Here is a 25,486-nt window from a genome sequence, read left to right on the forward strand (position 1 = left end):
CCATGAACCGCGCGCGCGGCTTTACGCTCATAGAGATGATCGTGGTGATCGTCATCACCGGCATCATTGCCGCCATGGTGGCGGTCTTCCTGCGCAAGCCGGTGGAAGGCTATTTCGACACGGCGCGCCGGGCGCAACTATCGGACATCGCCGACACCGCCCTGCGCCGCATGGCGCGCGATGTGCGGCTTGCGCTCCCCAACACCCTGCGCGTGACGGATGGGGACCGCACGGTGGAATTTCTGCTCACCCGCACCGGCGCCCGCTACCGTGCCCAACCGCGAAGCGATGGTACGGGTGACCCACTGGACATCAGCACGCTCGACACCGGCTTCGACATCCTCGGCCCGCCGATTACCTTCCAGAATGGAGACCGCATCGCGGTGTACAACCTGGGACCCAACATCCCCGGCGCAAACGCCTACGTCGGCGACACGTTGAGCGCCTATACCGGCCCGCCGGGCGCGCAAAGTCACGTCAGCATTGCCGCCAAGCAGTTTCCCCTGGCCTCTCCCGCCAGCCGCTTCCAGGTGGTGGAAGGACCGGTGAGCTACGCCTGTGATCTCACCAGCGGCACGCTTTGGCGCTATTGGGGCTATGCCATCCAGGCCACACAGCCCAATGCCGCCAGCCTGCCCAGCCTTGCTGGCGTTCAGGCCGCCCGCCTCGCCACTTTGGTGACGGGGTGCAGCTTCCGCTATCTCGAGGGCGTGACCGAACGCTCCGGCGTGCTGGAACTGTCGCTCACTTTGAGCGATGGCGGGGAAAACGTCACGCTCTATCACACCGTGCACGTGGACAACGAACCATGAGACAGCAGGGCTTCTCCACGGTGGCGGCGATTTTTCTGGTGGTGGTGCTCGCCGCCCTGGGCGCTTTCATGGTCAGCTTGTCCACCACCCAGCATGCGGCGGTGACGCTGGATTTGCAAGGCGTGCGGGCGCTTGCCGCGGCGCGGTCCGGCGTGGAGTGGGCCGCGTATCAGGCTGCAAAGAACACGGCTGGTTACGGTTGCACGAGTGGCAGTCATACCGACACCCTCAACTTCACCGGCGACCTGGCCGATTTCACGACCACGATCACCTGCACTTCCACCGCCTACGACGAGGCGGGCAACACGGTGCGGGTGTACGACATTCTGAGCACCGCCACCGCGGGCACGCCGGGCACGCTCTACTTCGTCAAGCGGGAAGTGTCGGCGCAGGTAGCGGTGTGCACGGCGGCGGGGGGTGGGGCATGTTGACCAAGCGGTGGCTAGTGATCGTCGCGTGCGCGTTAACGGCCCTCACGGTGTCGCAGCCAGTGTTTGCGTGGTGGAACACGGGGTGGGCTTACCGTGTTCCCATCAACGTGCCCGCCGGCGCTTCGGTGAACAGCACCGTGAAAGTGGATGTTGACTTCGCAGCTTTGCTCACCGCTGTCGGGGCGGTGGGGACGTTCGATCCCGCTTCCTGGCGCGTGGTCCGCGCGGATGACACTACGCTTGCGGCGACGCAGGAATGGACCGATATGGTATATGGGGGTGCGTCGGATCCTCCTGGCAACAGCCGGGGCGAGCTGCGTTTCATTCTGCAGGACGCCGGTCCGACGACCTACTATTTGTATTTCGATGTTCTTGCGAGCGGGCCCAAACCTGCCAACCCGCAGCCACCTATCAATGGCAATTTCGAAGTGGGCGGAACGGGAACGCAAAGCCCGCCCGGGTGGAGCGCAACCAAAGCGAACCCTCTCTTTGATGCGCAGGTGCGCCCGCCCGACATAGTGTCCGTCACTACCGATGGAGCCACCGTTGGCAACGGTACGCCCCCCAAACTCACAGACGGCACGCCCTACACCGGCTTTTACTCCTACCTGCTCGGCGCGCGTACGAACAATGAACCCAATGGCTTTGTGGGTCAGGCCGTTACGCTGACACGAAGCATCGCTGTGCCGGCCACCAACCCAGGCAACCTGGTGTTTCGCTATCGTGTGGAGGGCTGGGATGCGTCGGACAACGGCGCGAGCGATTTCGACTACCTGCGCGTTCGCCTGATCGGTTCGACCACCACGACCTTGGTGGGCCCCGGTGCAAACAATTACACCAGCTATCCATTCAGCCCCAACAAGGGATTGAACCAGGCGAGCAATGCGCGCTCTGGTTGGGGTCAATACAACGGTTGGGACACCGACACACGAGGGATTCACCACGCCGGTATGACGCTCGCGCGGGGAAGTGAACCGTGGTTCACCGTCACCGCTCCGCTTGCCGCCTATGCGGGCCAAACCATCACGCTGGAAATCATGGCACGGAGCTATTTTGAGTATCGTTCCTGGTATCACATCGATGACGTGGAATGGAGTGTCGTCGCCGCCACCCTGGGCACACCCTCTACCAGGGTCGTCACGCCCGGCGGCTTCAACGCCTACGACACGACCACGGCGCTAGGCAGCATCACCGGCTTCATCAAGACCAAAATCGCAGGTCAACCCTTCAATCTCGACCTCATCGCGCTGAACGCCACCAAGACGGCAATCGAAACGGGCTTCGTCGGGGCGGTGAAAGTGGAGCTGCTTAACGCCAGCAACAACAGCGGTGCGCTCGATGCCAACGGCTGCCGCAACACCTGGACGACGATCCAGACGCTCAGTCCCAACCCGGTGTTCGCAGCAGCCGACCAGGGCCGCAAGACGGTGAGCTTCCAGGAAAACAATGCCTGGAAAGACGTGCGCGTGCGCGTGAGTTACCCCGCCACGGGCACGCCCACAGTGGTGGGTTGCTCCACCGACAACTTCGCCATCCGGCCGGCCACACTCGTCTGGTCCGCCACAGATAGCGACTGGCAGACGGCAGGCACGACACGCGTCCTGAACAATGGCCTTGCCAACGGCGGCGTGGTGCACAAGGCCGGCCAGCCCTTTACCCTGACGGCCACGGCGAAGAACGCGGCGGGCAATGTGACTGCAAACTACGACGGCGCACCCAGCGTGGTGGCGGTGAGCTGCGCGTTGCCCACGGGCTGTAGCGCCGGTACCGTGAGTCCAGGCACTTGGACTGCGAGTGGCGGCACGGTGGTTTCCAACACCGCCACCTATTCCGAGGTGGGGGTGATCTCGGCGCAACTTGCGGATGCGACCTTTGCCGCGGTGGATGCAGCCGACGGTTCCACCGCGGCCGAGCGCACCATTCCCAGCGCGAGCCAAACAGTGGGGCGGTTCGTGCCGGATCATTTCGAGCTATCAGCCGCCAACGTTCCCGTCTTCAAGACCTTCGGCACCACGGCGTGCTCGCCACGCAGCTTCACATACATCGGCCAACCCTTTGGCTACTCGACGGTGCCCGTTGCAACTGTTTATGCGAAAAATGCCGCTGGGCAGACCACGATGAATTACGCCGGCTCGTTGTGGAAACTCACGGCCAGCAGCGTGAGCCAGACCTACATCTCGATTCCGGCCACGCCCGCGCTCACGACGGTCCTGGGCGCGCCCACCGTGGCCTCCAACAACGATGGCACTGGCACCATCAGTGTGAATTCCAGCGACACGCTGGCCTACACGCGGCCGCCGAGCGCGCCTTGGCCTGCGCCCTTCAACGCCAACATCACCCTCAGCGTAAGCGTCCAGGATGCGAGCGAGAACGGCACGGGGCAGGGCATCATTACCACCACCGCGCCGGCGATCTTCAATGGCGGCGGCAGCGGCATCGCCTTCGATTCTGGCAACGCCTTCCGTTATGGCCGCCTGCGCCTTAGCAACGCGCACGGTTCGGAACGGTTGCCGCTTAAGGTGCCGATGAATGCGGAATGGTTCGACGGCACGGTGTTTCGCGCCAACACAGACGACAACTGCTCAAGCTTTACCCCAAGCCAGGTGAGTTTTTCCAACTGGTTGCGCAACCTGAACCCCGGTGAGACAACCGTGACGGCGGTCAATTTCGCCAACGGACAAGGCAGCATCGATCTTTCCGCGCCGGGCGTTGGCAACAGCGGCGCCGTGACCGTGACCTTGGATGTCCCCACCTGGCTGGAATTTCCCTGGGCCGGCGCGGGTCCGCTGGACCCTCAGGCGCGCGCCACTTTCGGCATCTATCGCGGCGGTCAAAACATGATTTACTGGCGGGAGCGGTATTGAACCCAGATGGGCCATCTGCCCTGGGGGTCGCGCCGGCAATCGCGGTGAGCGCCGCGCCCACCCGCATGCGCACCAATGGCGCGGGGGCAGGATCGACCTTCCCATCGCGTGGCCTGGGGAGGCGGGATCCAGGCCGACAAAATCAGTTTGACAACAATCACTTATTTCGTTAATTTCGAGTCATTTCAAAGGATCGGGCGGGCGTGGCGTTTCCGTGGGGTAAAAAGAACCGGTCAGGCTGGATGACCCTCGCGTTCAGTGGCGACGAGGTGCTGCTCGCCCACTGCGAGCCGCGCAATGGCGCCAAGCCCTTGGTGACGGTATGTGGCAGCCTGCCTGCGCCACGGGACGACGTGGCCGCGCTGGCGCGCTTGGCGCGGGAGATGCGGCTTGCCGAGTATCGGGTCAGTGTGTTGCTGGGTCTCGACCAATACCAGATGATGGTCGTCGAAGCCCCTGGCGTGCCGCCGGAGGAGTTGAAGGTTGCGGTGCGCTGGCGGGTGAAGGACATGCTCGACTATCACATCGACGATGCGACCTTGGACATCCTCACGATTCCGCCAGGGCCGAGCGGCGGAACGCGTGCGCAATCCCTGTACGTGGTGGCCGCACGCAACGAGGTGATCGCCGGCTACATCACCCGGTGCCAGCAAGCGGGTATCCCCCTGTCGGTGATCGACATCCCGGAGATGGCCAGCCGCAACCTCGCCAGTCTCGTCGCGCAACCGGGGCGAGGCGTGGCCATGCTCGCCTTTAGCAACGAGGGCGGGCTTTTCACGGTGAGCCACGAAGGCGAGCTCTATCTCGCCCGCCACCTGGAGGTGACGCTTGATGACTTGGCCAACGGCGGCGTGCGCGAGGCCCATTTCGAGCGCATTACCCTGGAGGTGCAACGCTCCCTGGATTACGTGGAGCGTCAGTTTGGTTTCGTCGCCGTGGCGCACCTGTGGCTGGCGCCCAATCCTGTCGCGCAGGCCCTGCGTGAGCACCTGGCGGGGAATCTCTATCTGCCGGTGAGTGTCCTCGATCTTGGCGAGATCCTGGATTTTTCGCGGGTTCCTGAGCTGGCTGGGCTTGAAGCCCAGACGCGGTTCTTTTTGCCCCTCGGAGGCAGTCTGCGGCATGAGGTCACTGCCTTATGAGCCAGCAGATCAACCTATTCAACCCCATCTTCCTCAAGCAGAAGAAGCTTTTTTCTGCACGCACCATGCTACAGGCGCTTGGCGTCATCGCCTTGGGTCTGATGGGGGTCACGACTTTCGCCTTTTGGCAAGTGAATGCGCTTAAGGCGGAGGTGGAGCGCAGCGAAAAGCGCCTGCAAGCGGAGGAGCTGCGTCTTGCCCAAGCGAAAAAGGCGTTGACGGCGCGTCGATCCAGCGACCAACTTGCGGATGAAATCAAACGGCTCGAGGGCGAACTCGAGCGCCGTCAGACGCTGGCGGCCCTGTTGGAAAAGGGTGCCCTTGGGGAGACCGTGGGGTTGGCCAGCTTTCTTCGTGCCATGGCCCGCCAGCACCAAGAAGGGCTGTGGCTTACCGCCGTGGAACTGACTGGTCGCGACTTGGCCTTGGTTGGACGTGCCCTGCGCCCGGAGGCGGTGCCGGACTATCTACGCCGGCTGGGACGGGAAGAGGTGCTGCGCGGACGCGAATTCGCAAGCTTGGTGATCACGCGACCCAAAGGGGACGATCAGACCGATCCTCCCTACGTAGAGTTTGTGCTGCGCACCACCCCGCCCAAGGAGCAACCATGAAACAGAGCTGGGAACGTCTGGCCGAACGGATCGATGGCATGACGCTGCGGGAGCGTTTGCTCATCTTCCTTGCCGCGGCATTCGCCCTGGTGATGACGGTCACCCAGCTTGTCCTGGATCCCTTGACGGCGCGGCGCAAAGCCCTTCTCGAAGCTTTGCAAACACATCAAACGCGCTTGGATGCGGCGCGTGTGCAAGCGCAGGCGCTCGCCCAAAGCCTATCGGCCGACCCGGATGCGCCGCTACGCGCGCGCGTCCAGGCTCTGCGGGCGAACCTGGCGCAGACCGATGACCGCCTGGCTGGCTTGCAGCAAGGGTTGGTGAGCGCCGACCGGATGGCGGACCTGTTGCGTGAGTTGCTCACGCGTCACCCGGGCGTGCGGCTGGTCGCCTTGAAGAGCCTGCCGGCGCAGGGTGTGGCGGCTGACGGCAAGGTGGTCAGCGGCGCCGAAGCCAGGCAGCCGGCAATCGTTTATCGCCACGGCATTGAGCTCACGGTGGAAGGGCGCTACGCCGATCTGCTGGCCTACACCGAGGCGATCGAGGCATCTTCTTGGCGCCTGCTTTGGGGTGGCGCCAAGCTCACCGTTCAGACCTATCCCGTCTCCCGGCTCGTTCTCACCTTGTACACCCTCAGTCCGGAGAAACCATGGCTTTCCGTCTGATGGTCTGGCTCATGCTCGTGGCTGTGCCCGCCGGCGCTGCGGATCTGCCCGACCCCACGCGCCCGGCACTCGCGCCAGAAGGCGCGCCAGCAGGCAGCCTGCCCACGGCGTTTAACCCGCGCGTGCAAATGATCCGACTCGCGCCGGGTCGCGCGAGCGCCCTGGTGGACGGTCGGGAGGTCACGGTGGGCAGCCGCCTAGGCGAGCAGCGGGTGGTGCGCATTACGGAAGGAGAAGTGGTGCTCAAAGGACCCGAGGGTACGGAGGTGCTCAAGTTGTTCGCAGAGGTGGACAAGCGGCCGGTCGCAGGTAAAGCTGCGCCCGTTGCACGAAAGAAAAGCGATGCTCCGGCATCGAGGAAGGCGCAACCATGAAGAAAATCCTCTACGGCCTGGTTTCCTTGCTCTTGGTCGGCTGTGCCACGCTACCGGAGCGCAAACCCACGACCCTGGAGCAGATCGACGCGGCGCTTGCACAAGGCGCCCAGTCCGCGGCCAAGCCGGCGACCCCAACCCAGGTGACCGAGGCGCTGATCCCGCCCTTGAAGCTCGAGGTGCCACCGCCTACGAGCGCGGAGCCGCGCTTCGATCTGGTGGTCAACAATGCCCCGGCCAATCAGGTGTTCATGGGCATCGTGCATGGCACACGCTACAGCATGCTGGTGCATCCTGAGGTGAGCGGCAGCATCTCCGTCAATCTCAAGGATGTGACCGTCAAGGAAGCGTTGGACGCCATCCGCGAGCTCTACGGCTATGACTACCGCATCGAGGGAAATCGCATCTTCGTGCAGCCCCTCACCATGCAAACGCGCGTCTTCCAGGTGAACTATTTGACGGCGACGCGCAAGGGCACTTCCGATCTGCGCGTGGTATCCGGCTCGGTGAGCGATGCGCCGCGGGGTGCCAGCCCGGGGGTGGTGGGCGCGCCAGTCACCCAACCCGGCGCCACCACGGAAACCATCCAAAGCACGCGTGTGTCCACCCAATCCGACACCAACTTCTGGACGGAGCTCACCAGTGCAGTGAGGGCCATCGTAGGTAGCGAAGGCGGCCGCAGCGTGGTGGTGAGCCCTCAGTCGGGCGTGATCGTGGTGCGTGCGCTGCCCAACGAGTTGCGCGCGGTGGAGCAGTATTTGCGCGCGACCCAGGGCGCGGTGGACCGCCAGGTGATCCTGGAGGCCAAGATCATCGAAGTGAGGCTCAATGACGAATTCCAGTCTGGCATCAACTGGGCGGCCTTCGATAGCCTCGGGCGCCACCGCTTCTCGGTGGGTGCCGACGCGGGCAATCTGCCGATTCCACCGGGCTCGCCGGTGCCTCCGGCGGGCGTTACTGCGGCGACCCTGGGCAACACGCTGGGCGTCGGCTTGCAAGCGACCGGCCGCAGCGCCGCCGGACTGTTTGGCATCGCCTTTCAGACCGGCAGCTTTGCCGCCCTCATGCAGTTTTTGCAAACCCAGGGCGCCGTCCACGTGCTCTCCAGTCCCCGCATCGCCACCCTCAACAACCAAAAGGCCGTGCTCAAGGTGGGCACCGACGACTTTTTCGTCACCAACGTGAGCACCACGATCACCACGGGCACAGCCGCCTCCACCCCCACAACGCCCAATGTCACCCTGCAGCCCTTCTTCTCCGGCATCGTGCTCGATGTCACGCCCCAGATCGACGACGAGGAAAACATCACGCTCCACATCCACCCGGCGGTGAGCAAGGTCACCACCAACGAAAAGGAGATCAACCTGGGCACGGCGGGTCAACTCAAGCTTCCGCTCGCTTCCAGCACGGTGAGCGAGACCGACAGCATCATCCGCACCCGCGATGGCCAGGTGGTGGCCATTGGCGGGTTGATGAAGTCTTCCTCCGAGGACGGACGGGTGCAAGTGCCGGGGGTGGGCGAGGTGCCCGTGCTGGGGGAATTGTTCAAGAACCGCAACCGCAGGCAAGAGAAGTCGGAGCTGGTAATCCTGCTCAAGGCCACCGTGGTGAAGGGTGGCGAGAGCTGGGCCGAGGACATCCTCGAGAGCCGGCGCAACATCCAGCGCATGACGCAATGAGCCGCCGCGCGCGACCCCTGCCGCGTTCGAGTCATGTATAAGCACTATTTTGGATTGCGCGAAGCACCCTTCGGCATCACGCCCGATACCGCCTTTTCCTTTGCCTCCCGCAGCTTCCAAGAAGCCCTCAATACCTTGCTGGTGGCGGTGCAAAACGGCGAGGGCTTCATCGCGATCACCGGTGAGGTGGGCACGGGCAAAACCCATTTGTGCCGCAAGTTTCTCGCCAGTCTCGACTCAGGCTATGTGAGCGCCTATCTGCCCAACCCTTATCTGGAACCGCGCACCCTGTTGTTCGCCCTGGCCGAGGAATTGGGCTTGCCCCTGCCGCAGCAGGCCGATCAGCATCAGGCCTTGAAGGCCATCACCCGTGCCCTGCTGGATTACGCACGGGGCGGCAAGAAAGTGGTGCTCTGCTTGGACGAGGTGCAGGCCATGCCCGCAGAATCCCTGGAGGCGCTGCGCCTCCTGTCCAACCTGGAAACGGAGAAACGCAAGCTCATCCAGGTGGTGTTGTTTGGCCAGCCCGAGCTGGACGAACGTTTGTCCGCGCACCACCTGCGCCAGCTCAAAAGCCGCATTACCTTCGCCTATCGGCTCGCGCCCCTGTCCCGGCAGGAGACCGAATACTACGTGGCGCATCGGTTGTCGGTGGCGGGCTATGGCGGCGCGCCCCTGTTCAGCCGACGGGCGCTGGCGCTTTTGCATCGTGCCAGCGGCGGCACGCCGCGCTTGATCAATGTGCTGGCCCACAAGGCCCTGATGCTGGTATTCGGCGAGGGTCGCAGGCGGGTAGAGGCCCGTCACGTGGTGCTTGCCGCGCGGGATACGCCAGCGGCGCGGCCCGTGCGCGTTGAGCCCGGATGGCTGTGGTCCGTGGCGGCAGGGCTGGGACTGGGCTTGCTGGCAGGGGCATGGGTGGCACTGCGATGAGTGTGATCAACCGCATGCTCCAGGAATTGGATGCGCGCCATGAGCAGACTGGCGCGCTGCCGGGCACGGTGCGCCCAGCGCCACCCCCCGCGCCCAACCGGTTGCGTTGGTTAGTTGTGACGGGCGTCCTCGTCGTTCTGCTCGCGCTTGGGGGAGGGTTTGCGTGGCGTGAATGGGGTCGCGCCCAACCACCCCGCGCCGCCGTCGTGCCCGCGCCCGCCGCAGTCGAAAAGCCGTTACCCGCGCCCGCCGCAGTCGAAAAGCCGTTACCCGCGCCTGCCCGGACGGCGTCTGCCGCAGCCGCAGCGACCCCGTCGCCTGCGCCAGAGGCCAGCCACGCCTTGGCCGAGCAGTCCCTCCCGCGCCAGACCCTCGCCGCGGCCGCCCAAGACCAACCGAGCGCAGTGGGCAAGCAGGCCACGCCCGCGCTGCGTACACCCTCGCCAACGGGGCTTGCGGCCAGCCCCGCGGCGCCAGCGCAACCACGTGATGCCGGCGTCGTCAAGCAGATCTCGCCAGCCCAGCGCGCCGATCAGCACTATCGTGAGGCGCTGGCGCAGCTTGCCAGCGGTCGGGGCGAGCAAGCGGAGGCCTTGCTTAAGGAGGCGCTACGCCTCGATCCGCGTCATCTCGGCGCGCGCCAGGCCCTGCTGGCGCAATGGGTGAACGCAAGGCGCTTGGACGAGGCAGAAGCCTTGCTCAAGGCGGGGCTTGCCGAACCCACGCTGGCGAAGGGCGAGACCGCCGCGGCCCTGGCCATGGCCCTGGCGCGGCTGCAGCTTGAGCGCGCGGGCGCGTCCGCCGCGCTTGCCACCCTGGACCGCTATGCGCCCGAAGCGGTCGGCAATGCCCAATATGCCGCTTTTGAGGCCGCACTCCTGCAGCGGCTCGATCGCCACGCCGAGGCCATCGCCCGCTTCCAGGCGGCCCTGCAAGGGGACCCTCAGCGGGCGCAGTGGTGGTTGGGGCTAGCCCTCTCCCTGGAAGCCGAAGGTCGCGCCGAGCAGGCCATCCAGGCGTTCGAGCGCGCCCGCAGCTTGCCAGGCTTGAGCCCGGACTTGCGCGCCTTCGCGGAGCAAAGCCTGGGCCGCTTACGCAGCCGGCCATGAAGGGTTCTGCGGGCGCCCCATTCAGAGGCCGCCCGATTCCCTGCCCGCGCCAGAGGTTGCCGCTAAAAGCGCCTCCCACAGAGCAGCAAGCGCTTGTGGGAGGCGTTTGCCGGTGTCCTGGATGCCAGCCTACGGCTCCTTGGCGAAATCGGCTTCGGTGCGGTCGCCTTTGCCCGGCACGACGCCCAGCCGCTCACGCAGGGAGGTGAGGCGCTCGCCGAGACGGGCAGCATAATAGGCGGCGTTGGACATGACTTTCTTCACGTAGTCGCGGGTTTCGTTGAAGGGGATGGATTCCACGTACACCGCCCCTTCCAGCGGTCGCACCGCTTGCCAGCGTCGCGCGCGGCCGGGACCCGCGTTGTAGGCGGCAGTGGCCAGCACGGGACTGCCGTCGAGGCGGTCATAGACGTGGCGCAGATAGTAGGTGCCGAGACTGAGATTGGTTTCCAATTCGTTGACCAGGCCAAGGTGGAAGCGGTCGAGGCCCAAGCGCTTGGCAACCCATTTGGCGGTGGCGGGCATGAGCTGCATGAGCCCCGAGGCGCCGACGGCGGATTTCGCCACCTGCACGAAGCGGCTTTCCTGGCGGATCAACCCGTAAACCCAGGCGTCGTCCAATCCCAGCTTGCGCGTGTAGCTTTGCATCACGTCCCGGTGGGGCGTGGGGAAACGCAGCTCGAAGTCGTAAAGCTTCTCGGTGCGCTCGGCGGCGGCGATGGCGCGGTCGATTAGATCGTTGCGGCGGGCGAGTTCGGCGGCGGCGAGCAACTGCCGGTCGTCCATGCCACGAATGTTCCATTGCCATTCCCGCGTCCCTTCGCTGCGTAGTCCGGCCCGGTAGAAGGCAAGCGCACGCTCGATGCCAGGGCGCGTGGCGATGGCGCGGATTTCCTCTTCGCTGGCCTTGTAGTTGGTAGCAGGCGGAGCCATCACGATTCCTAGCTCTTCCAGCGCAAGCTGGCCGTAGTAGGAATGCTCCCGCGATAGAGGCACCAGGATTTCATTGGCTGCCACGGGTTTCCCCAGCGCCTTGAGAGCACGCGCCTTCCAATAGCGCCAGCCGGCTTGCCGTGCCTCTTCCGCACTCATGGCCTCGATGGCGGTGAGCACGGTTTGCCACTGCCCTGCGCGCAAGGCTGCGCGCACCTCCCAGGCAAGCTGCGCGTCCGTCAGGGGCGATCCCTGCGCGCGCGCAAACCACGCCAGGCTCGAAGGGTCGTGTCGCCGCGCGCCCTGGGTGGCGATCTGTCCCCAACAATAGGCGCGCTCCTCGGGGGAGAAGCGCTCTTCCAGCCGCTCCCAGCGCGCGGCACCCTGTTGGGGATCACTGCGCGCGATGCGCTGGACGGCGAACATGACCATTTCCCGCTTTGAACGGTCGGCCAGGGTGAATCCGCCGCGATCGAGAAAGCGCTGGGGGTTGTCCGCGATCGATTCCAGGGCCTTGAGCCCCGGCTGGTAACGTTCCGGCAGATAGCGCGTGATGTGGCGCGCCACGCTGACGTTGCCAGCCTCGAGTGCGAGCCGCAAGCGCGCGAACACGTCGTCCACGGTCAGACGAGCTTCCTGCGCCAGACGCTCGAACAGGGGCTCGCAGCTTGCGGGCAAAGGGGCACCGGTAAACCACAGGCGTTTGGCCTCGTTAAGGGGGCTCAAATCGCCAGGCAGCAGGGCAAGCCGTGCCTGCAGGGCATAACAGGTGATCGTCCGGTCTTCGGTTACGAGCAGGGGATATTCGGCGGAGAACAGCGCCCAATCCTGACGCGCGCCCAACAACTTGAGCCATTCGCCACGCAGACGGTCAGCAAGGAAGGAATCCGGATAGGCTGCAAAAAATGCGCGCACGTCACTGGCGGAGGCCTTGTCCAGTTCCAGCGCGAGCTGCCAATAACGGGCGAGCGCGGCGAGGGGGTGGCCTTCCAGCCGTTGCGCGGCCTGGGCGAGCCGGGTCGCGTTGCGCGCGGTATAGGCATCGCGCGCGGCGAGGATGTCGTCTTCGGGCGCGGCCCGTGCCGCTGGCGGCAGCAGGAGCATGAAAAGCAACGCCAGAACGCAGTGCCTCTTCCGACCTGTACTATGCATGAACCATGCCGCCTTTCGAGTTGCTATAGTGAGAACGCCGTGGCACGTGGAGTCGCGCGTCATGGAGGAAAGACCGGAAAAACCAACGGTCGAAGGCCTGCGACCGATTGAACGGGGATCATACACCATGCCCTACGTGAGTCTTAACCCCGCGTCCAACCAGGTGCTCGCCAGTTACCCGAGCTGGGATACCCACCGCCTGGCCGATACCCTCGAGCGTGCCGCGGCGGCGCAGAAGGAATGGGCGCGCCAGAGCTTCGCCGAACGCGCGGCAGTGCTGCGCCAGGCGGCGATCCACCTGCGCCTGAACCGGGACCGCTATGCCGAGCTCATCACCCGTGAGATGGGAAAGCTCCTGCGTGAAGCACGCGCCGAGGTGGAGAAATGCGCTACCGCCTGCGAGTACTATGCCCAGCATGGCGGGCTATTCCTACAGGACGAACCGGTGGAGACGGATGCCGGCAAGAGCTTCGTGGCCTATGCGCCCCTGGGCGTGGTGCTGGCGGTGATGCCGTGGAATTTTCCCTTCTGGCAGGTATTCCGTGCCGCCGCGCCGGCCCTCATGGCAGGCAATGGCGTGGTGCTCAAGCACGCCTCCAATGTCCCCCAGTGTGCCCTCGCGCTGCAGGACATCTGGCGTGAAAGCGGCCTGCCCGAGGGCGTGTTCACCACCCTGCTGATCGAAGCAGGCGACGTGGCCGATGCCATTGCCAGCCACCACGTGCAGGCGGTCACCCTGACTGGGTCGGAGGAGGCGGGGCGGCGCGTTGCGGCGGCCGCCGGTCAGCACCTGAAGAAATGCGTGTTGGAGTTGGGCGGCTCCGATGCCTTCATCGTGCTCGCCGATGCCGATCTGGACTTCACCGTGGAGCAGGCGGTCGCCTCGCGCTTCCTCAACTGCGGCCAATCCTGCATCGCCGCCAAGCGTTTCATCCTGGTGCCGGAGATCGCGGAAGAGTTTCTCGCCCGCTTCCAGGCACGGGTGGAGGCGTTGGTGGTGGGCGATCCCATGGCAGAAGGGACGCAGATCGGCCCCATGGCCCGCTTGGATTTGCGCGAGACTTTGCATCGCCAGGTCACCGACTCCATCGCCCAGGGTGCTCGCGCTCGTATCGGCTGTCATCCCCTGGAGCGTGAAGGGGTGTATTACGCGCCTTCCATCCTGGATGAGGTCACGCCCCGCTGCCGTGCCTATCACGAGGAACTGTTCGGGCCGGTGGCGATCGTCATTCGCGCGGCAAGCGAGGAGGACGCCATTGGCATCGCCAACGACACGCGCTTTGGTCTGGGCGCTTCCCTCTGGACGCGCGATCTCGCCCGTGCCGAGCAACTGGTGCCGCGCCTTGCGGCGGGCTCCGTGTTCATCAACGGCATGGTCAAGTCCGATCCCCGGCTACCCTTTGGCGGGGTGAAGGCCTCCGGCTTCGGCCGGGAGTTGTCCTACCACGGCATCCGCGAGTTCGTGAATGTGAAGACGGTGTGGGAACGTCCAGTGCGGCGAGCCGCGCGCGCCTAGCCCAGGAACAAGCGATAGGCGGGGTTGTGTGACTCATCCCAATAGGGATAGCCCAGCCGCGCAAGAAAGTTTTCGAACGCCGTCTGGTCGGCATCGGGCACCTGGATGCCCACCAGCACCCGCCCGTAATCCGTGCCGTGATTCCGGTAATGAAACAGGCTGATGTTCCAGCCATGGGACATGCTGTCCAGGAATTTCATCAGCGCGCCGGGTCGCTCCGGAAATTCGAAACGGAACAGGCGCTCGTCTCGGGCCTGGGGTGCGTGCCCGCCCACCAGGTGGCGCACGTGTAGTTTGGCCATCTCGTTGTCCGTGAGATCGAGCGCCTTGAGTCCGGCCGCCTTGAGCTGGCCGATGATGTCTGCCACCTCGCGCCGGTCTTGCACTTGGACGCCGACGAACACGTGGGCCTCGTGCGGATCGGCGTAGCGGTAATTGAACTCGGTGATGTTGCGCGGCCCGAGCAGGGCACAGAAGCGCTTGAAGCTGCCGGGCGTCTCGGGGATGGTGACGGCCAGGATGCCTTCCCGCTGCTCGCCCAATTCCGCCCGCTCCGCCACGTGCCGGAGCCGATCGAAGTTCATGTTGGCGCCGCTGGCGATGGCGATCAGGGTCTTGTCCTTGAGCCGATGGCGGGCGGCATAGGCCTTGGCGCCGGCGATGGCCAGCGCGCCGGCTGGCTCGAGAATGGAACGGGTATCCTCGAACACGTCCTTGATGGCGGCGCAGATGGCGTCCGTGTCGCACAGCACGATTTCGTCCACCAACGCTTGGCACAGGCGGAAGGTCTCTTCGCCCACTTGCTTCACCGCCACGCCGTCGGCGAACAAGCCTACCTGCGCTAGCTCCACCCGCCGGCCTGCCTTGAGGGAGCGGTACATGGCATCCGCGTCCACGGGCTCCACGCCGATGATGCGGATCTCCGGGCGTAGGGCCTTGACGTAGGCCGCGACCCCGGCGATCAGGCCACCGCCGCCCACGGGCACGAAAATCGCGTGGATGGGTTCGGCGTGCTGGCGCAGGATTTCCATGCCGATGGTGCCCTGCCCCGCGATCACGTCCGGATCGTCGTAGGGGTGGACGAAGGTGAGCCGGTGCTCCTTTTCCAGACGCCGCGCGTGCGCGCTTGCCTCGTCATAAGAGTCGCCGTGCAGCACCACCTTGGCACCGCGGTTCATCACTGCCTGCACCTTGATCTGGGGTGTGGTGGCGGGCATGACGATGGTGGCGTGGCAGGCCAGCCGCTGCGCGGCCAGAGCCACGCCCTGCGCGTGGTTGCCGGCCGAGGCGCAGATCACGCCCCGCTTCAAGGCGCCCGCTGGCAGGTGCGCCATCTTGTTGTAGGCACCCCGCAGCTTGAAGGAGAACACGCTTTGCATGTCCTCGCGCTTGAGCAGAAGGCGGTTGCCGGTACGGCGCGACAAGCCGGGTGCGAGCTCGAGCGGGCTTTCGATAGCGACGTCATAGACGCGGCTGGTCAGGATTCTGCGCAGGTAATCAGAAGTCGCGGTCATGCAAGGGAAACCGTGTGGAAAACGGCATTTTACTGAGAGTTGGGGAACTATCGAGCGTTACGTAAGTCGTTGACAGGCTGCGTAAGTCAAACGTCATTCCCGCGCAAGCGGGAATCCAGGGTATGCCTCGCCATGTTCCTGGGTCCCCGCTTGCGCGGGGACGACACAAAGGCGTCACGCATTGACGTAATCCTCAATAGGTAACAAGTTGTGTCCCAAGCTCGCTGCCAAAAACGCCTCCCACAGCCCTGGGGTGGTTTCGTGGGAGCGGCTTTAGCCGCGCTTCAATAGCGCTCAAACCACCGGTCGCAGCAATCACCGTCATTTTCGCGCAAGCGGAAATCCAGCCCCATGTCGCCACAGTCATTGCCGTTTCCCGGCGTCCGGCTGTCGCGCTCGATAATTGAGAAAATTATGCCCCAGCGCTATGCTTGTGCGCTTTACTGGTGATCTGGGAAGCACAGCATGACGCAGGACGAACTCAAGCAGGCGGTGGCAAGAGAAGCGGTGAACTTCGTCGAGCCGGGGTTGATTGGCGTGGGCACTGGCTCCACCGCCAACTATTTCATCGATGAGCTGGCCAAGATCAAGCACAAGATCGACGCCGCGGTGGCGAGCTCCGAGGCCACCGCCCAGCGACTCATGGCGCGCGGTATTCGCGTGATCGACCTCAACCAGGCGGGTCAGCTGCCCCTCTACGTGGACGGAGCCGATGAGATCACCGAGCACCTCACCATGATCAAGGGCGGCGGCGGGGCGCTGACGCGGGAAAAGATCGTGGCGGCCGCCAGTGACAAGTTCATCTGCATTGCCGATCACACCAAGCTGGTGGACGTGCTAGGCAAGTTTCCTCTGCCCATCGAGGTGATTCCCATGGCGCGTAGCTACGTGGCGCGCGAGCTGGTCAAGCTGGGGGGGCAGCCCAAGCTGCGCGAGGGCTTCGTCACCGACAACGGCAATGTGATCCTCGATGTGCACAACCTCACCATCATGAACCCGGTGGAGCTGGAAAGCACGTTGAACCAGATCGTGGGCGTGGTGACCAATGGTCTGTTCGCGCGGCGGCCCGCGGATCTGGCGCTGATCGGCACGCCGCAGGGTGTGACTGCCCTCAAGCGCTGAGCTTTCGCGAATTTTTCACAATTCCACCGTAGGATGACCTGTTGGTCCGGGAGATGAACCATGGCTGAACATACTTCCAAACAATTCGATGCCGAGCTGGAGTCGGTGCGTTCGCGCGTGCTTCAGATGGGCGGCCTGGTGGAGGAACAGATCATCCACGCGGTGGACGGGCTGATCAATGGCGATCTGGAGCTGGCTCAGGCGGTGATCCAGAATGATCACCGCGTCAACGCGATGGAAGTCTCGCTGGACGAGGATGTGAGCCACATCATCGCCCGCCGCCAGCCCACTGCCGGCGATCTGCGCATGCTGATGATGATCATCAAGACCATCACCGATCTGGAGCGCATCGGCGACGAGGCCGCGAAGATCGCGCGCATGACCAAGCTCGTCTACGAGTCCGACCGCATTGCCCAGCCGCGCTTTTCCCAAATCAAATTCATGAGCGAGTTGGTGGTGGACATGCTGCGCCGCGCACTGGATGCCTTCGCCCGGCTGGATCCCACCGCCGCCACCCAGATCGCCCGCCAGGACATGCAGGTGGACGAGCAGTTCCGCAGCGAGCTGCGCCATCTCATCACATACATGATGGAAGACCCGCGCACCATCAGCATGTTCATCGATATCCTGTTCGCGGCCAAGGCCATCGAACGCATCGGCGATCACGCCAAGAACATGTCGGAATACGTGGTGTACATGGTCAAGGGCAAGGACGTGCGCCACACCAGCGTGGAAGAGATGGAACGCGAGGTGCTGGAATAATCCTGGATTACCCAGCATTGGATTGGCGGCTCCCCAATGAACCGCATCGCAACGGACATTCACCACCGCTTTTTGGCCGGCCACCCGGGCGGGCGCGGGGTTGGAGGGCCGTTTGCGGCCCGGCACGGGCTCGAATTCTCCGCCAGGTGTTCGACTTGGCCTGCGAACGTCGCGCGCAAACTGCCTCGATGATGGGCGGCGCGCGGGCCTCTGTCCTATTGGGCTTTACGAAAGTCGTTGCCAGGCTGCGTAAGCAAACTGTCATTTCCGCGAAAGCGGGCATCCAAAGTATTCTTGGCCATTGTCCTGGGTCAGCGCTTGCGCGGGGACGACACAAAGGTGTCACCTACTTACGTAGTGCTCAATAATGCACAATCCGGGCTAACACGGGTCGCCTTACCGTGAGCCAACACACTGTCATCGCTGCCGTCGATCTCGGCTCCAATAGCTTTCGTCTGGAGATCGCGCGTGTCCTCGGTGACCAGATCTATCCCCTCGACACGCTGAAGGAAACCGTGCGTCTGGCCGCGGGCCTGCGCGAGGACAAGACCCTGGACGAGGCCGCCCAGGCGCGGGCACTGGCCTGTCTCAAGCGTTTCAACGAACGCCTGCGTGGGCTTTCACCAGAAGCCGTCCGCGCGGTGGGCACAAACACCTTCCGGGTCGCCAAGAACGCCAAGGCTTTCCTATCCGCTGCTGAACAAGCCCTGGGTTTCCCCATCGAGGTGGTGGCGGGAAAGGAAGAGGCGCGTCTCATCTATCTCGGGGTTTCCCACAGCTTGCCGCCTTCGAGTGCTGTGCGGCTGGTGGTGGACATCGGCGGGGGCTCCACCGAGTGCATCATCGGCGAAGGATATGAGCCGAAGCAGATGGAAAGCCTGTACATGGGCTGCGTGAGCTTCAGTCGTCGCTTTTTTGCCGACGGTCGCTTGAGCAAAGCGGCGATGAAGGCAGCGGAGCTTGCCGCCCGCGCGGAAGTGCAGGCCATTGCCGCGGATTTCGGCGCCGCTCACTGGCAGCAGGCGGTGGGCTCTTCGGGCACCGTGCGCGCGCTAGCCGACATCTGCCGCGAAAATGGTCTCACCGACGGCGCCATCACCGCCGAGGCGCTGGATGCCATCCGCGCCATGCTGATCGAGGCGCGTGAGGTGAAAAAGCTCAAGCTACGCGGTCTTTCCGCCGACCGCGTCGCCGTGATCGCCGGCGGCTTCGCCATCCTTGCGGCGGTGTTCCGCGAGCTGGGCATTGCGCGCATGGAGGCGGCAAGCGGCGCCTTGCGCGAGGGCATTCTCTACGACATGCTGGGGCGCTTCCATCATCACGACGCTCGCGAGCTCACAGTGGAGGAATTCCTCCGCCGCTATCACGTGGACCGGCACCAGGCGGAGCGCGTGGCAAGTACAGCCGAACGCCTGCTGGCGGGGGTGGCGGCGTGCTTCCACCTGGAACCCGAGGCGGCCAAATACCTGGAATGGGCGGCGCGCCTACACGAGATCGGCATTTCCATCGCCCACTCAGGCTATCACCGGCACTCCGCCTATATCCTGGCCAATGCCGACATGCCCGGCTTCTCGCGTAAGGAGCAGGAACGTCTCGCTTTGCTTGCGCGCGCGCATCGGGGCAGCTTGGCCAAGGTCGCGCCCATGGTGAGCGCGCCCGAGGATTGGCTGTTGATCGGCGTGCTGCGGCTGGCGGTGCTGTTCAACCGGAGCCGCAGTGACCTGCCGCTACCCGCGTTGGCGCTCGAGTGGCGGGCGCGGGGCTTTCGCCTGCGGGTCGATAGACAGTGGCTGGCGGACAACCCCTTGACCGAGATGCTGCTGCACAAGGAAGAAGAGGAGTGGCGTAGCGTGGGCGTCCGGCTGGATGTGGCCGGCGCGCGCTGAAGCCCAATTTCCCATGCGCCCGAATCGTGGTGGAGGCCCACGGCGGCGTCGCGTACCACCCAGTCGCCTGGCGGGCTGGGGATCTCGAATCCGTAGCCTTTCTCGCTTGAATAGATCGGACCGCCCCGGTCACCGTGCGGTTTGGGTGGCCGCCTACGTGCAAGTCCCATGCCAGGACCTGTGCGATGGGGTGCCGACAGTAGGATTCGAACCCACGACCTTCTGATTACAAATCAGCTGCTCTACCAGCTGAGCTATGCCGGCGAAGCGCCCATTATCCCAGATTTTCGCCGGCGCCGGCTCCATGCCCGCCCTTGCATCCCCAGGCCCGTCCCAGGCGCTGCAGAGCAAACCTTGATTTTTGGCCCCGTCGGGGCGAAGGTTGTCCGAGCTGCCCCTAAAAATCCACAAACCAGACAAGAAAGTCCCGTATCAGAAGCACTTATCTGTGCAATCAAAATTTCTGTATTGCTAAATTAGGGGATTCTTATGTAGAGTCCGCGCCTTTGCGCATGGGCGGCGCGGCTGCTTGCGTCCCCCGTGGCCATCGCGCCATTGACCCGGGCGCTGTGCCTTTTCAAAAGCCGCTTAGGCCGTGCTGCTTAAGGTCAGACCTTCCGCTGCATGGGCTATGGTATGGAGGGTTGCGTCGATGCGACGCAGTCCCGCGGGTTTGGGCGAGGTTAGCCTGATCGCGGCGCACGTTGCGCCCCTGGCGTCCGGGTGCAGATGGCTACGCCATCCGTCATACCGCGCGCCATAGACGCTCCGCAATCCAGGGAGCGGGGGCGTGCAAAATGAAGAAGGAATGGGGTGGCCAGTCGGCCAGTCTGTGACGCTTAAGGGCAGTACGGGCGAAACGGTGCGCCGCTTTGATGGGCGTCGCGTCTTGCCATCGACGAGGACGGATTCATGAGTGCAGTGATCAAGACCGAAAACCACGAACGGCAACAAGTCAAATACACGACCTGCTACATGTGTGCCTGCCGGTGTGGCATCAAGGTGACCCTGGAAGACGGCAAGGTTCGCTTCATCCAGGGCAACCGCAACCATCCCACCAACCAGGGTGTGCTGTGTGCCAAGGGCAACGCCGGGATCATGAAGCAGTATTCCCCGGCCAAGCTGAAGAAGCCGCTCATGCGCAAGCCCGGCGCGCCCCGCGGCGCGGGCGAGTTCGTGGAGATCGAGTGGGAACAGGCCCTGGACCTGCTCACCGATCGGCTCGATCTGATCCGCTCCACCGATCCCTCCAAGCTTGCCTTCTTCACCGGTCGCGACCAGATGCAGGCTCTGACGGGCCTCTGGGCGCAGCAGTTCGGCACGCCCAACTGGGCGGCTCATGGCGGCTTCTGTTCCGTGAACATGGCGGCGGCGGGCTTGTACACCATCGGTTTTTCTTTCTGGGAGTTCGGCGCGCCAGACTGGGATTACGCCAAGTACTTCATCCTGTGGGGCGTGGCGGAGGACCATTCCTCCAACCCCATCAAGATCGGGCTGGAGAAACTCAAACGCCACGGCGGCAAGTTCGTGTCGGTCAACCCGGTGCGCACCGGCTATTCCGCCATCGCCGACGAGTGGGTGCCCATTCGACCCGGCATGGATGGCTTGCTTGCACTGTCCATCGTGCATGTGTTGCTCTCGCGGGAGCTGTTCGACTGGGAATTCCTGGTGCGCTATACCAACGCGCCGTGGCTCGTGGTGCAAACGCCGGGACAGAAAGGGGATGGGTTGTTCCTGCGCGACGAGGCGGGCCATCCCCTGGTGTGGGATCTGGAAAAACAGGCCTTCGTCTCCGCACTGGAGGCGGACATTGCGCCTGCGCTGTTCGGCGAGTTCGTGGCACCGGATGGTCGGCCGGTGAAGACGGTCATGACGCTGGTGGCCGAACGCTACCTGGACGAGCGCTATGCGCCGCAGAACGTGGCGCATGAATGCGGCGTGCCTGCGGAGCAAATCGAGCGTCTGGCGCTGGAAATGGCCCATGTCGCTTTCAAGGAGCAGATCGAGCTTCCCATCCAGTGGACCGACGTCTGGGGCCGCAGCCACGACAAGGTGGTGGGACGACCCGTGGCCATGTATGCCATGCGCGGCATATCCGCGCACTCCAATGGCTTCCACGCCTGCCGCGCTATCCATCTGATCCAGATCCTGCTGGGCGCGCTCGACGGTCCCGGCAACTTCCGCGCGCGCGCGCCCTATCCCAAGCCCATTCCGCCGCACCAGCTGCCGGAGAACAACCTGGACATCATCCATGCGCCCAACACGCCCCTGGCGCGGCCGCCCCTGGGCTTCCCCACCCGTCCCGAGGATCTGGTGATCGACCCGGAAGGCCATCCGGTGCGCATCGACAAGGCCTATTCCTGGGAGTCGCCGCTGGCCTCCCATGGTCTCATGCACATGGTGATCACCAACGCCACCAACCACGATCCTTACGCCATCGACACACTGATCCTGTTCATGGCCAACATGGCGTGGAACTCCACCATGAACACCAAGAGCATCCAGGAGATGCTGGTGCAGGAGGATCCGGAAGAGTACGGACAATACAAGATCCCCTTCCTGGTGGTGGTCGATGCCTTCCACTCTGAGATGGTGAACTTCGCCGACCTGGTGCTGCCGGACACCACCTACCTGGAGCGTCACGACTGCATTTCCCTGCTGGACCGTCCCATCTCCGAGCCGGATGCGGCCGCGGATGCCATTCGTCATCCCGTAGTCACGCCGGACCGGGACGTGCGCCCCTGGCAGGAGGTGCTGGTGGAGCTCGCGTCTCGCCTGAAATTCCCTGCCTTCACCAACAAGGACGGCACCCGCAAATTCAAGGACTACAAGGACTTCATCGTCAATTTCGAACGCAGTCCTGGCGTGGGCTTCCTTGCTGGCTGGCGTGGCAAGGACGGTAGCAAGTCCCTCAAGGGCGAGCCCAATCCCAACCAGTGGGAGAAGTACATCGAGAACCAGTCCTTCTTCGCCCACCATTGGCCCGACAGTCAGAAATACAATCGCTTCGCCAATAAGGCGTATCTAGAAGTGGCGGCGGAAGCAGGTTTCGTCGGCAAGGTCGAGCCCATCATCATGCAGATCTATTCCGAGCCGCTGCAGAAATTCCGGCTTGCCGGTATGGGGCTGTATGACGGTCCGCAACCCACCAATCCGGCCGACCGGGAGCGCCTCACGAAGTATTTCGACCCGCTGCCCCTGTGGTATCAGCCCCTGGAACAGCAGCGCGTCAATGCCGAGGAATATCCCTTCTACGCGCTCACTCAGCGCCCCATGTTCATGTATCACTCTTGGGATTCCCAGAATGCCTGGCTGCGCCAGATCATGGCTCAGAACTATCTGCACATGAACGCGAAGAAGGCCGCGGAGCTGGGGCTCAAGGACTACGACTGGGTGTGGGTGGAATCCCACAATGGCCGCATCCGTTGCCAGATCAAGACCATGGAAGGCTGCGAGGAAAACACAGTCTGGACCTGGAACGCCATTGGCAAGCAGGCCGGTACTTGGGGTCTTGCGCCCGATGCCTCGGAGGCAAGAAAGGGCTTCCTGCTCAACCACCTGATCTCCGAGCTCCTGCCGGAAAAGCCCGGCGAGCGGCGCATCACCAACTCGGATCCCGTGACCGGCCAGGCCGCCTGGTTCGATCTGCGCGTGAAAATCTACAAGGCCGAGCCGGGCGAAGTGGGCAGCCAACCCCAGTTCCCCGAGGTCAAGCCCTTGCCCTGGGATGACGGCAAGCGTCCAGACGTGCTGCGTTACACGGCGCGCAGCGATTCCTGATTGTTGCCCGCCCTCCTTTGGCAATGAGCGAGGTTTAAGAAAATGCGACTTGGACTGGTCATCGATCTGGACGTGTGCGTGGGCTGCCATGCCTGCGCCATCGCCTGCAAGCAATGGAACGCCTCTGGGACGACGGGGCCATTATCGGACTATCAACCCTATGGCGCAGAGCCATCGGGCGTGTGGTTCAACCGCATCCGTCATTTCGAGGTGGGCGAGTATCCCCACAACAAGACCATCAACTTTCCCATGTCCTGCATGCACTGCGAGGACGCGGCCTGCGTCACGGTGTGTCCCACCGGCGCCTCCTACAAGCGCGCCGAAGACGGCATCGTGTTGGTGGACCAGGACAAGTGCATGGGCTGCAACTACTGCTCCTGGGCCTGCCCCTACGGCGCCCGGGAGCTGGACCGCGCATCCGGCACCATGAAGAAGTGCACGCTATGCGTGGACCGCATCTACGACGAGACCATTCCCATCGAGGAGCGCCAGCCCGCCTGTGTCCTCACCTGTCCCGCCCATGCGCGCATGTTTGGCGACTTCGACGATCCGGACTCCGCGGTGTCGCGCGCGGTGCGCGAGCGGGAGGGCTATCAACTCCTGCCAGAGCTGGGCTACAACCCCACCAACCACTACCTGCCGCCGCGCAAGGCACCGCCGATTCCCACCGAGAATCTGGGCCAGCCCGGCTTCAAGGAGCGGCTGAAGACGTTCGCCAACAAACTGGTCAAACGCTAACGCGTCAGGCGCGCCGGGCGAGCCCAAGCCATCGGTTTGCCCATCGCGTCTGATGCCCCACGCCTCACGGAGAGACACATGCATCCCGCATTCAGCGTCATTTTTTTCACCGTCGCCTCTGGTGCCGGCTTCGGCCTGTTCGCCCTGTTGTATCTCGCCGACCTGCTCCAACTGGGTGGCGGGCTGTCGCGCCAACAAGTCTCGGTCGGTGGCGCTATCGCCCTCGTGCTCATCATCGCGGGCCTCCTCTCATCGGTAGGCCACCTGGCCAATCCCAAGAATGCCTGGCGTGCCTTCAGCCGCTGGCGCACCTCCTGGCTGTCGCGGGAAGGCGTGTTCGCCGTGACCTTCTTCCCCTTCGCCTTCGGTTACGTGGGCCTGTCCTTCCTCGATCTCGGGCTGGAAGGACTGCTTCTGACCCTGGGCGCGCTCGCCACCCTGCTGGCGTGGGTCACCGTCTTCTCCACCAGCATGATCTATGCGTGCTTGAAGACCATTCGCCAGTGGAACACGCCCCTGGTGCCCGCCAACTATCTGGCGCTGGGCCATTACACGGGCGCGCTGATTCTCATGCTGATCGCCAATCAGGGCGAGGTGGACCGCGCGCCCTATTACTTCCTCGTGCTTGCTTTCCTGGTGGCTGCGGCCTTCCTGAAGGGACTCTATTACTTCTGGATCGGCAGCCCCGTGGCGGCATCCACCATCCACACCGCCACCGGCTTCACCCGCGCCCAGGTCAAGCTGTTCGACGCCGGCCATACCCACGGCACCTTCCTCACCCAGGAATTCGGTTTCCAGATCGCGCGGCGCTGGGCGCTGGCACTGCGCATTTTCGTGTTCTTGGCCGGCTTCGTGATCCCGTTTGTCTGGCTGGTGCAAGCCGGGCCCGAGGTAAGTGGGGGTGCCGTCGTTGCCCTCATCGCCCTGCTGGGCGTGCTGGCCGAGCGTTGGTTGTTCTTTGCCGAGGCGCGCCATGTGGTCAATCTCTACCATGGCGCGCAGCGTTGCTGAGTGTCTTGAAATCCAATGAGATGCCTGTATATTAGCGCAGCCTAATATAGCTTCGGAGGTTTTTCATGTTTGGAATGCCTAGCATCAAGGAAGTGGACCCGCACACGGTGCAGCGCATGCAGGCAGAAGGCGAGGTGGTCTTGGTGGATGTGCGCACCGAGGCGGAGTTCGCCGCCGGCGCGATTCCGGGGGCGAAGTTCATGCCCTTGCACCTGCTGCCCTTGGCAGGCGAGCAGTTGCCCAAAGACAAGCCCGTGGTGTTCTACTGCCGCAGTGGTGCCCGTTCCGCCCAGGCCTGCCTCTTCATGGCCAACAAGGGCTATGACCAGGTGTACAACCTAGCCGGCGGCATCATCAACTGGGCGCGCGCGGGGCTGGCTTTGGCTGCGGCCTGATGCGTCTTTAGCGGGCCGGCCCGTACCCGTTCCGCCCGCCGCGCATGACCGGGGGCA

20 protein-coding genes and 1 tRNA gene are annotated in these 25,486 nt (G+C 64.0%); 18 read left to right on the forward strand and 3 right to left on the reverse strand.

Translation table 11 applies throughout. The features are described from left to right. Positions 1-2 precede the first annotated feature (2 nt). The 10 genes from V6E02_RS08755 (at position 3) to V6E02_RS08800 (ending at position 10,620) form a co-directional block, all read left to right on the forward strand. Entirely contained in the window at positions 3-812 is an 810-nt protein-coding gene (locus tag V6E02_RS08755) for a prepilin-type N-terminal cleavage/methylation domain-containing protein (RefSeq protein WP_347308410.1), read from the forward strand. Next, positions 809-1,243, forward strand: coding sequence for a hypothetical protein (locus V6E02_RS08760; RefSeq protein WP_347308411.1), 435 nt, complete (start codon positions 809-811; stop codon positions 1,241-1,243). Before V6E02_RS08755 ends, V6E02_RS08760 begins: the two co-directional genes overlap by 4 nt. Beyond that, a complete protein-coding gene (locus V6E02_RS08765) occupies positions 1,237-4,107 on the forward strand; it encodes a DUF6701 domain-containing protein (protein WP_347308412.1) in 2,871 nt (956 codons plus the stop codon). Before V6E02_RS08760 ends, V6E02_RS08765 begins: the two co-directional genes overlap by 7 nt. A gap of 242 nt (positions 4,108-4,349) precedes the next feature. Further along, on the forward strand, positions 4,350-5,249 hold the full coding sequence (locus tag V6E02_RS08770; protein ID WP_347308413.1) for an agglutinin biogenesis protein MshI: 900 nt from the start codon (positions 4,350-4,352) through the stop codon (positions 5,247-5,249). Continuing rightward, entirely contained in the window at positions 5,246-5,860 is a 615-nt protein-coding gene (locus V6E02_RS08775; RefSeq protein ID WP_347308414.1) for a PilN domain-containing protein, read from the forward strand. The genes V6E02_RS08770 and V6E02_RS08775 overlap by 4 nt, the downstream gene beginning before the upstream one ends. After that, complete coding sequence (locus V6E02_RS08780; protein ID WP_347308415.1) at positions 5,857-6,525, forward strand: hypothetical protein; 669 nt, start codon at positions 5,857-5,859, stop codon at positions 6,523-6,525. Before V6E02_RS08775 ends, V6E02_RS08780 begins: the two co-directional genes overlap by 4 nt. Further along, complete coding sequence (locus tag V6E02_RS08785) at positions 6,510-6,899, forward strand: hypothetical protein (RefSeq protein ID WP_347308416.1); 390 nt, start codon at positions 6,510-6,512, stop codon at positions 6,897-6,899. Before V6E02_RS08780 ends, V6E02_RS08785 begins: the two co-directional genes overlap by 16 nt. After that, positions 6,896-8,578: a pilus (MSHA type) biogenesis protein MshL gene (gene mshL, locus V6E02_RS08790; protein WP_347308417.1), complete on the forward strand. Its 1,683-nt coding sequence runs from the start codon at positions 6,896-6,898 to the stop codon at positions 8,576-8,578. The genes V6E02_RS08785 and mshL overlap by 4 nt, the downstream gene beginning before the upstream one ends. Before the next feature lie 33 nt (positions 8,579-8,611). Continuing rightward, the gene (locus V6E02_RS08795) at positions 8,612-9,511 is read left to right on the forward strand and encodes an ExeA family protein (protein ID WP_347308418.1); all 900 of its coding nucleotides are present in this window, start codon (positions 8,612-8,614) and stop codon (positions 9,509-9,511) included. Beyond that, entirely contained in the window at positions 9,508-10,620 is a 1,113-nt protein-coding gene (locus V6E02_RS08800; protein ID WP_347308419.1) for a tetratricopeptide repeat protein, read from the forward strand. The genes V6E02_RS08795 and V6E02_RS08800 overlap by 4 nt, the downstream gene beginning before the upstream one ends. A gap of 129 nt (positions 10,621-10,749) precedes the next feature. On the opposite strand, the gene V6E02_RS08805 is transcribed toward V6E02_RS08800, so the two are convergent. Beyond that, positions 10,750-12,657, reverse strand: coding sequence for a transglycosylase SLT domain-containing protein (locus tag V6E02_RS08805; protein WP_347308420.1), 1,908 nt, complete (start codon positions 12,655-12,657; stop codon positions 10,750-10,752). 175 nt (positions 12,658-12,832) lie between these two features. On the opposite strand from V6E02_RS08805, the gene V6E02_RS08810 reads away from it, so the two are divergent. Next, entirely contained in the window at positions 12,833-14,221 is a 1,389-nt protein-coding gene (locus tag V6E02_RS08810; RefSeq protein WP_347308421.1) for an NAD-dependent succinate-semialdehyde dehydrogenase, read from the forward strand. Here V6E02_RS08810 and ilvA read toward each other — a convergent pair. After that, positions 14,218-15,735, reverse strand: coding sequence for a threonine ammonia-lyase, biosynthetic (gene ilvA, locus V6E02_RS08815; protein WP_347308422.1), 1,518 nt, complete (start codon positions 15,733-15,735; stop codon positions 14,218-14,220). The two genes, V6E02_RS08810 and ilvA, sit on opposite strands and share 4 nt — an antisense overlap. Positions 15,736-16,200: 465 nt before the next feature. Here ilvA and rpiA point away from each other — a divergent pair, with 465 nt between their 5' ends. The 3 genes from rpiA (at position 16,201) to ppx (ending at position 19,505) form a co-directional block, all read left to right on the forward strand. After that, positions 16,201-16,857, forward strand: coding sequence for a ribose-5-phosphate isomerase RpiA (gene rpiA / locus V6E02_RS08820; RefSeq protein WP_347308423.1), 657 nt, complete (start codon positions 16,201-16,203; stop codon positions 16,855-16,857). 60 nt (positions 16,858-16,917) lie between these two features. Continuing rightward, positions 16,918-17,619: a phosphate signaling complex protein PhoU gene (gene phoU / locus V6E02_RS08825; protein WP_347308424.1), complete on the forward strand. Its 702-nt coding sequence runs from the start codon at positions 16,918-16,920 to the stop codon at positions 17,617-17,619. Positions 17,620-18,020: 401 nt separating this feature from the next. Further along, on the forward strand, positions 18,021-19,505 hold the full coding sequence (gene ppx, locus V6E02_RS08830) for an exopolyphosphatase (RefSeq protein WP_347308425.1): 1,485 nt from the start codon (positions 18,021-18,023) through the stop codon (positions 19,503-19,505). A 191-nt stretch (positions 19,506-19,696) separates the two neighbouring features. Here the strand turns inward: ppx and V6E02_RS08835 are convergent. Continuing rightward, a tRNA-Thr gene (locus tag V6E02_RS08835) sits at positions 19,697-19,769 on the reverse strand. A gap of 648 nt (positions 19,770-20,417) precedes the next feature. Here V6E02_RS08835 and V6E02_RS08840 point away from each other — a divergent pair. From V6E02_RS08840 to V6E02_RS08855, 4 genes are all read left to right on the forward strand, one after another. Further along, positions 20,418-23,285 carry a molybdopterin oxidoreductase family protein gene (locus V6E02_RS08840; protein WP_347308426.1) on the forward strand — a complete coding sequence of 956 codons (2,868 nt, stop codon included), beginning with the start codon at positions 20,418-20,420 and terminating at the stop codon, positions 23,283-23,285. Positions 23,286-23,327: 42 nt separating this feature from the next. Further along, positions 23,328-24,023, forward strand: a complete 696-nt coding sequence (locus V6E02_RS08845; RefSeq protein ID WP_347308427.1) for a 4Fe-4S dicluster domain-containing protein — start codon at positions 23,328-23,330, stop codon at positions 24,021-24,023. Positions 24,024-24,101: 78 nt separating this feature from the next. Then, positions 24,102-25,034 (forward strand): dimethyl sulfoxide reductase anchor subunit family protein, encoded by a 933-nt coding sequence (locus V6E02_RS08850; protein ID WP_347308428.1) that lies wholly within the window; start codon positions 24,102-24,104, stop codon positions 25,032-25,034. 65 nt (positions 25,035-25,099) lie between these two features. Further along, on the forward strand, positions 25,100-25,429 hold the full coding sequence (locus V6E02_RS08855) for a rhodanese-like domain-containing protein (RefSeq protein ID WP_347308429.1): 330 nt from the start codon (positions 25,100-25,102) through the stop codon (positions 25,427-25,429). The last annotated feature ends 57 nt before the right edge of the window (positions 25,430-25,486 follow it).

The organism is Thiobacter sp. AK1 (assembly GCF_039822265.1).
GTDB lineage: Bacteria > Pseudomonadota > Gammaproteobacteria > Burkholderiales > Thiobacteraceae > Thiobacter > Thiobacter aerophilum.

Coding starts and splice junctions, on each gene's coding strand:
- V6E02_RS08755 (WP_347308410.1), top strand. CDS start 3: ATGAACCGCGCGCGCGGCTTTACGCTCATAGAGATGATCGTGGTGATC.
- V6E02_RS08760 (WP_347308411.1), top strand. CDS start 809: ATGAGACAGCAGGGCTTCTCCACGGTGGCGGCGATTTTTCTGGTGGTG.
- V6E02_RS08765 (WP_347308412.1), top strand. CDS start 1,237: ATGTTGACCAAGCGGTGGCTAGTGATCGTCGCGTGCGCGTTAACGGCC.
- V6E02_RS08770 (WP_347308413.1), top strand. CDS start 4,350: ATGACCCTCGCGTTCAGTGGCGACGAGGTGCTGCTCGCCCACTGCGAG.
- V6E02_RS08775 (WP_347308414.1), top strand. CDS start 5,246: ATGAGCCAGCAGATCAACCTATTCAACCCCATCTTCCTCAAGCAGAAG.
- V6E02_RS08780 (WP_347308415.1), top strand. CDS start 5,857: ATGAAACAGAGCTGGGAACGTCTGGCCGAACGGATCGATGGCATGACG.
- V6E02_RS08785 (WP_347308416.1), top strand. CDS start 6,510: ATGGCTTTCCGTCTGATGGTCTGGCTCATGCTCGTGGCTGTGCCCGCC.
- mshL (WP_347308417.1), top strand. CDS start 6,896: ATGAAGAAAATCCTCTACGGCCTGGTTTCCTTGCTCTTGGTCGGCTGT.
- V6E02_RS08795 (WP_347308418.1), top strand. CDS start 8,612: ATGTATAAGCACTATTTTGGATTGCGCGAAGCACCCTTCGGCATCACG.
- V6E02_RS08800 (WP_347308419.1), top strand. CDS start 9,508: ATGAGTGTGATCAACCGCATGCTCCAGGAATTGGATGCGCGCCATGAG.
- V6E02_RS08805 (WP_347308420.1), bottom strand. CDS start 12,657: ATGCTCCTGCTGCCGCCAGCGGCACGGGCCGCGCCCGAAGACGACATC.
- V6E02_RS08810 (WP_347308421.1), top strand. CDS start 12,833: ATGCCCTACGTGAGTCTTAACCCCGCGTCCAACCAGGTGCTCGCCAGT.
- ilvA (WP_347308422.1), bottom strand. CDS start 15,735: ATGACCGCGACTTCTGATTACCTGCGCAGAATCCTGACCAGCCGCGTC.
- rpiA (WP_347308423.1), top strand. CDS start 16,201: ATGACGCAGGACGAACTCAAGCAGGCGGTGGCAAGAGAAGCGGTGAAC.
- phoU (WP_347308424.1), top strand. CDS start 16,918: ATGGCTGAACATACTTCCAAACAATTCGATGCCGAGCTGGAGTCGGTG.
- V6E02_RS08840 (WP_347308426.1), top strand. CDS start 20,418: ATGAGTGCAGTGATCAAGACCGAAAACCACGAACGGCAACAAGTCAAA.
- V6E02_RS08845 (WP_347308427.1), top strand. CDS start 23,328: ATGCGACTTGGACTGGTCATCGATCTGGACGTGTGCGTGGGCTGCCAT.
- V6E02_RS08850 (WP_347308428.1), top strand. CDS start 24,102: ATGCATCCCGCATTCAGCGTCATTTTTTTCACCGTCGCCTCTGGTGCC.
- V6E02_RS08855 (WP_347308429.1), top strand. CDS start 25,100: ATGTTTGGAATGCCTAGCATCAAGGAAGTGGACCCGCACACGGTGCAG.